Here is an 8,226-nt window from a genome sequence, read left to right as displayed (position 1 = left end):
GACGATGCCAGCCTTCTCGACACGGAACTCGACGGCGCCGCCCTTGGATGCCTTGACGGCGGCGGCAACGTCGGTGGTGACGGTGCCGACCTTCGGGTTCGGCATCATGCCGCGCGGGCCGAGCACTTTGCCCAGACGACCGACGAGCGGCATCATGTCCGGCGTGGCGATGCAGCGATCAAAATCGATCGTGCCCTTCTGGACGATGTCGACCAGATCCTCGGCACCGACGATGTCGGCGCCGGCGGCGCGCGCTTCGTCGGCCTTGTCGCCACGGGCGAACACGGCGACACGCACCGAGCGGCCGGTGCCGTTCGGCAGGTTGACCACGCCGCGGACCATCTGGTCGGCATGGCGCGGGTCGACGCCGAGGTTCATGGCGACTTCGATGGTCTCATCGAACTTCACCGAGGAACGGTCCTTGAGCAGCTTCAGCGCATCGCCCAGGGCATAAGCCTTGTTGGGATCGATGCCTTCGCGGGTCTTCGATACGCGCTTTGCAATCTTTGCCATGATCTTAGCCCACCACTTCCAGACCCATCGAGCGGGCGGAGCCCTCGACCATGCGCATGGCCGCTTCGACGTCGTTTGCGTTCAGGTCTTTCATCTTCGCGGTGGCAATCTCGCGGACCTTGTCACGCGAAACCGTACCGGCCTTGACCTTGCCCGGCTCCTTGGAACCGGACGTCAGGTTCGCCGCCTTCTTCAGGAAGTAGCTCACCGGCGCCGTCTTCATGACGAAGGTGAAGGACTTGTCCTGATAGTAGGTGATGACGACCGGAACCGGCGATCCCTTTTCCATTTCCTGGGTCTGCGCGTTGAACGCCTTGCAGAATTCCATGATGTTGATGCCACGCTGACCAAGCGCCGGGCCGATCGGGGGAGACGGCGTCGCCGATCCCGCTTTCACCTGGAGCTTGAGCTGGCCTGCAATTTTCTTAGCCATCTCTTTTCCTGCCTTTGTCTATGCCGGTCATGCCGGCGGTTGCAGTCTGGTGGTGCGGTTCGCGCAGCCGGCTAAAGCCGCACTCGCCTCCCACCGTCTCAGGCCGCGCGCTTCCGCGCCGCCTCCCCTGATCGCCAAACCGGCGTCAGGGATTTCGGATCAGCCCTTTTCGACCTGTCCGAATTCCAGATCGACCGGCACGGCGCGCCCGAAGATCGAAACTTCCACCTTGAGCCGCGCCCGCTCCTCGTCCACTTCCTGGACGAAACCGTTGAACGACGCGAACGGACCATCCGAAACGCGGATCGCTTCGCCGATCTCGAACGTGACCGAGGGCTTGGGCCGCTCGACGCCTTCCTGCACCTGGTTCAGGATGCGCTGGGCTTCCGCCTCGGTGATCGGCACCGGCTTGGAGTCGCCCAGGAAGCCGGTGACCTTCGGTGTGTTCTTGACCAGCGAGAACACGGCGTCGGTCAAATTGGCCTTCAGCAGCACATAGCCCGGGAAGAACTTGCGCTCGGCATCGACCTTGCGGCCGCGGCGAACTTCGACGACCTTCTCGGTCGGAACCACGATCTGGTGGATGTCGGCGGACAGGCCCTTCTGCTTGGCCTTGTTCTCGATATCCTCGGCGACCTTCTTTTCAAAGTTCGAATAAGCGTGGACGATGTACCAGCGCGCGGTCATTTCAAGACTTCTCCGTAATCGCCGGACTTAGCGTCCGATGCCCAGAATCTGTTCGACCGCAAGGCCCATGAGCTGATCGGCGGTGAAGAAAAAGATCATCGCGATCACTGCGAAGGCCAGAACCATCACCGTCGAGATCATCGTTTCGCGTCGCGACGGCCAAGTCACCTTGGCGGTCTCCGCGCGAACCTGCTGGAGAAAGACGAAAGGATTTGTGGTTTTCGAAGCCATATGCCGCTCTGTCTTCAAGACCCGTTGGCCGGGTCTCCTGGATGATCCCGCTGGCCGGGACGTGCCGCCTGAGCCCAATCTCGCGCCGAATCAGCGCAATCATTTCGCCCATGCAAATCAGACGCGTAAAGCCGGTTTCCCAGCTCCACGCGTCGCGTGTCTGTTTCGTCTACATAAAACCGATTCTTGATCCACGCAAGTGGCAAGTCTCCGCTTTATGACCAAACACCGCCTCGGAACCATCCAGTCGTTCCGTCCCGGCTATGGCGCTCTTATGCCCCAATCGACCCTATATGGCAAGCGGGTCGCCGATTTTCAAAGGCCAGAGCATGGAAATATCGCTTTGAAACGCCATTTCGAAACGGCGAAACATTGCGTTGAATGCCATTCCAAGAAATGGCACGGGCAGCAGGGCTCGAACCTACGACCTGCGGTTTTGGAGACCGCCGCTCTACCAACTGAGCTATGCCCGTATCGTGCGCATGTCGGCGCAGAAGGCGCTTCCTAAAAGCTTCCGCACGCTCTGTAAAGAGCGGTTTGCAAGCAAACGCGCCTTAATCCCGACAAGGCCATCCGGGTCGATCCCAAGCTCCGGCCTGAAGTCGCCAGCGCGCGGTGGCGTGATTGAGAGAGACGTCGCCTGCCCTCTTCGATGTGGAGCGTCCTCAAGCGGCATTCGTGGCAGGCTGCGGTCGCCCGCGTGCAAGCCAAAGCGCCCAGCCGCATATCAGGAGTTCGCATGCGAACGTCCAGTGCAGCAAAAAGCTGAGCACCCAATTGCTGAAGTCCGCCGGTACAGTGACGAGTTCGAACGCCCGCCGATCGAATGGCATCAGCCACAATATCGGCGACGCCAGCGTATCGAGGACCATATGCAGCATGGCGGCGGCAAAGAAGGCAGCCGTGGCTGCCAGATACGAGCGGGCGCGCCAGCTGACGAATAGCAACGACAGCGCCCCTGCGGCCGCCCAGAACAGCGGCCAATGCGTCATATAGGAGTGATGGCGGGTGCGTCCGCCGTCGATGAAATGGAAATACAGCATATCGATATCGGGGATGACACTGCCGACTATGGCGGCCCCGACGATAGCCGGGCTGCCAGGCCACTGCCTGCGCATGAACGTTCCGAGAATATAGCCACTTGGAAGATGGGCGATCAGCATCTCGGGACCGTTCACGGTTGCAGGCCAGTGCAGCATTCCGCCCTATTGTGGCGTTATTCCGGATGCCTGCGCCCGATACGTTTCGTGCCGATCATGGTTTCGTACCGGTGGCTTATAGGGGCCGCCCGGCACGCCCCAACCCAGGCCGGCATCGATCCTCCGCCTGCCTGGCGCCGCCAGCAGCGACGATAGCGGAACAATCGGAAGCGGCTCAAGCTGCCTCATGCCCGGTTTCCGGCTCCGCCGCACACTACAATTTGGCCGGCGCATCAGCCTCGGCATTGGCGGAAGGCCGGATCCGGCAATTCTCGGGTCTTGGCACCGCCTCGCAAATGGTGGCACCGGTCAGCGCGTCGACCGATTGCAGGCCGGTCGTCAGGCCGACCTTCAGCATCATGCCGGGTTCCAGCCGGCGCTCGACCGAGCGCCGCTCGATCGCTGCGAACAGGGCGGGACCGATCGCCATCTCCTCGAGATAGGCCTTGACCATCTGCTTTTGCCCCATCGGGTAAAGGCTAAGCCGCGCCTGGGGACCGACAAACCGCCTGATGCCGCCGGCAAGCATCAGCGCGCAGGCCGAATCGCACTCCACGCCGGCATCGATGCTCAGCCCGGCATAGGCGCCCTCTTTGGCCAGGCAATTCCACGCCCCTGGGTCACAGCCGACGAAATCGGTGCGGCCAACGGCGACGTCGAGCTTCTTTTCATGGATAAGCCGTCCTGCCGCCAGGGCGCTGAGCAGGTCGCCTCCCCTCGAACTGATCACGACAGGCAGTTGCCGTTTGCCAAGCATGGCGAGCAATTGGCGCAGCTTCTGCGGGGTCCGGGGGGTGATCGCACCTTCCGCCGAAATCCATTCCGGGCAGTCTGGATTGCAGAGTGGATTGGTGCCGCGAACGACAACGAAGCGCATGTCCTCATCGCGCCGCGCCGCCTCGGGTTCGATCGCCGGCGGAGCAGACTTATCCGCGGTCGCCGTCAGGCCGTCAGGCTTGTTCCCCGGCATTTCCCGGCAATTCGCGGCCAGGCGACCGGGCTCGCACAGGCTTGCCGCGGTCAACACGCCTACAGCGTCCGTGCTGGTGACCAGCTTCATCGCCAGCATGTCGTCGAGGGCGATCTGGTGGATTTCGCTGGCCGGGGTGCCCTTCATCGTTTCGAGCATGCTTTGTTCGATGCCCATCTGTTTCAGGTAGGCCGCCAGCTTTTTCTCAACCGCCTTGCTCATCTCGTAGGTCTTGTAGCTGCCGGCGTTCTTGCGGCTGACGATCTTTGTGTTGAGGATCTTCTTCTTGCCTCCCACGACGCGATAGGTGGTCCGGTATTGCAATTTCGTACGGATGTAGGTCGTGGTGATCTGATGGACGCCGAGATAGGCCCATTCGCCGGCCACCCGCCTGATACCGCCGGCAAACATCAGAGGACAGGCGGAATTGCACATGGCGCCATAGTCGATGACATCGCCGAAGTAGCGGGCGTCACGGCCCTGGCAGCCCTTCGCATCGGGCTGGCAGCTGGAAAACACCGTCTTGCCGATGGCGATATCGAACTTGTTCTTGCGGATCAGCCGGCCAAGCGTCAGCGCCGCCTCGACATTGCCGCCGGGAGAATCGACGACAACAGGCAGTTTCCGCCCACCAAGCGTCTTCAGCATGCGTTTGAAGAGTGCCGGCGTGCCGGCTTCTATCGAGCCCTCGGCCGATATCCATTCCGGGCAGATCGGCTCGCACCCCGGTGCGTTGCTGCGAACGATGCCGAACCGCATCGTCGGCCCAAGATCCGGCGCCGCATCCGCCGCAAAGGCTCCCGGGCCTGCGGCAAGCAATGCGAGCAGCCAGGTCAGAGCCAGCGGCCACAATGCCCGACGATGGAAAAACCGCCTTGGAACCATTTGAAAAAAGCCCCTCGATGCAACCTATACTAGTCGAGGCCCGGAGCCTTGCAACAGGGTTCGGCCGACTGGGCCGCAACCGATAGCCTCGCAAAAGAAAAGGGCGGCCCGAAGACCGCCCTTTTCTTGTCGATCCGGCGAATGCCGGGCTCGATTATTCCTTGATGGTGACGACGATGCCGGCACCGACGGTGCGGCCGCCTTCACGGATAGCGAAGCGCAGCTTCTCTTCCATGGCGATCGGCACGATCAGCTCGACATCGACCGTGATGTTGTCGCCCGGCATCACCATTTCGGTGCCTTCCGGCAGCGACACGATGCCGGTCACGTCGGTCGTGCGGAAGTAGAACTGCGGACGGTAGTTGGTGAAGAACGGCGTGTGACGGCCACCTTCATCCTTGGTCAGGATGTAGGCTTCGGCCACGAACTTCTTGTGCGGCTTCACCGTGCCCGGCTTGGCCAGAACCTGGCCGCGCTCGACACCTTCACGATCAACGCCGCGCAGCAGCGCGCCGATGTTGTCGCCGGCCTGGCCCTGATCGAGCAGCTTGCGGAACATCTCGACGCCCGTGCAGGTCGTCTTGGTCGTCGGACGGATGCCGATGATCTCCAGCTCCTCGCCGACCTTGACCACGCCGCGCTCGACGCGGCCGGTCACGACCGTGCCGCGGCCCGAGATCGAGAACACGTCTTCGATCGGCATCAGGAACGGCTTGTCGAGCGGACGAACCGGCGTCGGAATGTAGGCATCGACCGCAGCCATCAGCTCGCGGATCGCGTCTTCACCGATCTTCTTGTCGGAATCTTCCAGCGCAGCCAGAGCCGAACCCTTGACGATCGGAATGTCGTCGCCGGGGAACTCGTTCTTGGTCAGAAGCTCGCGAACCTCGAGCTCGACCAATTCGAGCAGCTCGGCGTCGTCGACCTGGTCGACCTTGTTCAGGAACACCACGATCGACGGCACGCCGACCTGACGCGCCAGCAGGATGTGCTCGCGGGTCTGCGGCATCGGGCCGTCGGCAGCCGACACGACCAGGATCGCGCCGTCCATCTGCGCGGCACCGGTGATCATGTTCTTCACATAGTCGGCGTGGCCGGGGCAGTCGACGTGAGCATAGTGGCGGGTAGCCGTCTCATATTCGACGTGCGCCGTCGAGATCGTGATGCCGCGCGCCTTTTCCTCAGGGGCGGCGTCGATCTGGTCGTAGCGCTTGTATTCGCCAAAATACTTGGTGATCGCCGCCGTCAGCGACGTCTTGCCATGGTCGACGTGGCCAATCGTGCCGATGTTCACGTGAGGCTTGTTACGCTCGAATTTACCTTTTGCCATTGTCTCTTTCCTTGGACGGCCCGGATCTTCAGTTCGGTCGAAGACCTTCAGTTCAGTCGAATGCGGGGCGATTAGCGACAAAGGCCAAAAAACACAAGCGTCTTTTGGCCGGGTGCCGTCTCACTCAGTCCGAACCATCGATCCGATTGCGGGATGAGACGCAGATATAGGAAGGCGAACCGTCAAATGGAATGGGCGTTGCATACTGGATCCGAAGCCGAGGATCGGGCGCTTGTCGATATGGCGAATATCTGGTTTGCTCAGCCGATACAGGTCATTCATATCGCTAGCGCGATGGCTGGGCGGATCGTTCGTTCCCGTGCCGATTGAGGGGCAACTTTCATGGAAGATCTGATCGACCGAATCTACGAAGCCGCATTCGTGCCAGAGCTGTGGCCGGTGGTGCTTGACGGCTTGAGCACGATGTCGGGATCGGTAGGCGGCGCCTTGCTGGTCGCCAGCGAGGCTCATCCGCCGCGGTTTGCGGCATCGGCATCGATTATGGATGCGCTGATTGAATTCTCTTCCGACGCGTGGCGAAACAACGATCGTCCGTTGCGCTGGAAGCCTAGTGTCGATGGGTTTCTTCGCGACGTCGAACTCTTCAGTCCGGACGAATTGGAAACCGATCCGATGAGACACGAATTGATCAGGTACGGATTGGGCTGGCAAACCGGCATGGTCATACCGATGACCAATGGCGAGGTCGTGATCTACAGTGTGGAGCGTCGTCTGCAGGACGGTCCGCATGACCCAACCTCCATCGCCTCGCTCAACGTCCTTCGCCCGCATCTTGCCCGCGCCGGGCTTGTTGCGGCAAGGCTTGGCCTGGAGCGGGCGTTGGCCACCGTATCGGCCCTGCAGAGCGTTGGGCTTCCTGCCGCAGTCATGTCGGCCGGCGGACAGGTGGTTGGCACCAACGGACTGTTCGATGCGTTGCCGTCCATTTTTCAGCCGCTGGCGTATGACGGCTTGGCAATCGGCGATCCGAAAGCCGATTTGCTGTTCCAGGAGGCAGTCAGGAGCACTTCGGCTGCCATCGTGCCAATCGTCAGGTCCATTCCCGTTCGCCAGACGATCGATCAACCCGCTGTCGTCCTGCATGTGTTGCCGCTTCGCCGATCGGCAAGGGACATATTCGCAGGTGCAAACATCCTTGTCGTTGCAGCGTCGATCCGCATGGGCAACCAAGAGCCGTCGCCGCAAATTCTGAGCGCGCTCTTCGATCTGTCTCCGGCCGAGGCAAAGCTTGCCGCATCGCTGGTATCCGGCCGTCCGCTGAAAGCGGCGGCACTTGACCACGGGATCACGGTCAAAACCGCCCGTACCTACCTTGAGCGCGTCTTCTACAAGACCGGCACCGGCCGTCAGAGCGAATTGGTGGCGTTGCTGAGCGGCGCTGCCCCATTGGCACCTCTTGCCGCCACCACCCGCCTCTGATCTTGTGGCCGGATGCATTTCATCCCTGCCTCTATCCGCGGCCCGCTGTTCATGATCGTCTCGACGGGGTCGTATCTCGTCAACGACACGATGATGAAGCTCGCGACAGCAGGCCTGCCGTCCTACGAAGTGTTGTTTCTGCGCGGTGCCGCGGCAGCCCTCTGGGGCTTCCCGCTGTTGTTCGCGCTGGGCTACGGCAAGCAGATCCCGCTGATCTTCGACAAGCGCGTACTGAGCCGGAACATGCTCGAGCTGGCGGCGATCCTTTGCTATGTCGTCGCGCTCGCCAACATGCAGATCGCCGATTCTACCGCGCTCGGACAGATCACGCCGCTCTTGATGCTGGTCGGCTCCTCGATCCTGTTTGGCGAGCGGATCGGCGGCCGGCGCATGGCGCTGATCGGGCTCGGCTTCGTTGGAGCGCTGATGGTGGCGCAGCCGACCATGCAAGGCATTTCGGTCTACGCCTTGCTGGCGCTCGGCAATGCCACATTTGCGGCGGCGCGCGACCTTGCCGGCCGGCGGGTCGCGGCCGAGG

General features: G+C 61.8%; 9 protein-coding genes and 1 tRNA gene. 2 read left to right on the top strand and 8 right to left on the bottom strand.

Annotated elements, in window-relative coordinates; all coding sequences use genetic code 11:
• The 8 genes from rplA to tuf form a co-directional block, all read right to left on the bottom strand.
• The coding region (rplA, locus tag EN939_RS12115) for a 50S ribosomal protein L1 (protein ID WP_127268202.1) at positions 1 to 513 on the bottom strand (513 nt) is incomplete at its 3' end.
• A gap of 4 nt (positions 514 to 517) precedes the next feature.
• On the bottom strand, positions 518 to 946 hold the full coding sequence (gene rplK / locus EN939_RS12110; RefSeq protein ID WP_013531410.1) for a 50S ribosomal protein L11: 429 nt from the start codon (positions 944 to 946) through the stop codon (positions 518 to 520).
• 159 nt (positions 947 to 1,105) lie between these two features.
• Positions 1,106 to 1,633, bottom strand: a complete 528-nt coding sequence (nusG, locus tag EN939_RS12105; RefSeq protein ID WP_013531409.1) for a transcription termination/antitermination protein NusG — start codon at positions 1,631 to 1,633, stop codon at positions 1,106 to 1,108.
• A 27-nt stretch (positions 1,634 to 1,660) separates the two neighbouring features.
• A complete protein-coding gene (secE, locus tag EN939_RS12100; RefSeq protein ID WP_013531408.1) occupies positions 1,661 to 1,864 on the bottom strand; it encodes a preprotein translocase subunit SecE in 204 nt (67 codons plus the stop codon).
• A gap of 397 nt (positions 1,865 to 2,261) precedes the next feature.
• Positions 2,262 to 2,337: transfer RNA gene (locus tag EN939_RS12095), tRNA-Trp, on the bottom strand.
• Between the two features lie 192 nt (positions 2,338 to 2,529).
• Positions 2,530 to 3,027, bottom strand: coding sequence for a metal-dependent hydrolase (locus EN939_RS12090; RefSeq protein ID WP_127268201.1), 498 nt, complete (start codon positions 3,025 to 3,027; stop codon positions 2,530 to 2,532).
• A 250-nt stretch (positions 3,028 to 3,277) separates the two neighbouring features.
• A complete protein-coding gene (locus EN939_RS12085) occupies positions 3,278 to 4,918 on the bottom strand; it encodes a hypothetical protein (protein WP_127268200.1) in 1,641 nt (546 codons plus the stop codon).
• A 154-nt stretch (positions 4,919 to 5,072) separates the two neighbouring features.
• Positions 5,073 to 6,248: an elongation factor Tu gene (gene tuf / locus EN939_RS12080; protein WP_127268199.1), complete on the bottom strand. Its 1,176-nt coding sequence runs from the start codon at positions 6,246 to 6,248 to the stop codon at positions 5,073 to 5,075.
• 447 nt (positions 6,249 to 6,695) lie between these two features.
• On the opposite strand from tuf, the gene EN939_RS12075 reads away from it, so the two are divergent.
• Complete coding sequence (locus tag EN939_RS12075; protein WP_127268198.1) at positions 6,696 to 7,688, top strand: helix-turn-helix transcriptional regulator; 993 nt, start codon at positions 6,696 to 6,698, stop codon at positions 7,686 to 7,688.
• A gap of 12 nt (positions 7,689 to 7,700) precedes the next feature.
• Positions 7,701 to 8,226 (top strand): DMT family transporter (locus EN939_RS12070; protein ID WP_164750962.1); only part of this gene is annotated, 526 nt, incomplete at its 3' end.

It is taken from the genome of Mesorhizobium sp. M7A.F.Ca.CA.002.05.1.1 (assembly GCF_003998335.1).
In the GTDB taxonomy this organism is placed as follows: Bacteria; Pseudomonadota; Alphaproteobacteria; order Rhizobiales; family Rhizobiaceae; genus Mesorhizobium.
The sequence above is the reverse complement of the archived record's forward strand: the minus strand, read 5'-3'. Positions and strand labels throughout refer to the sequence as shown.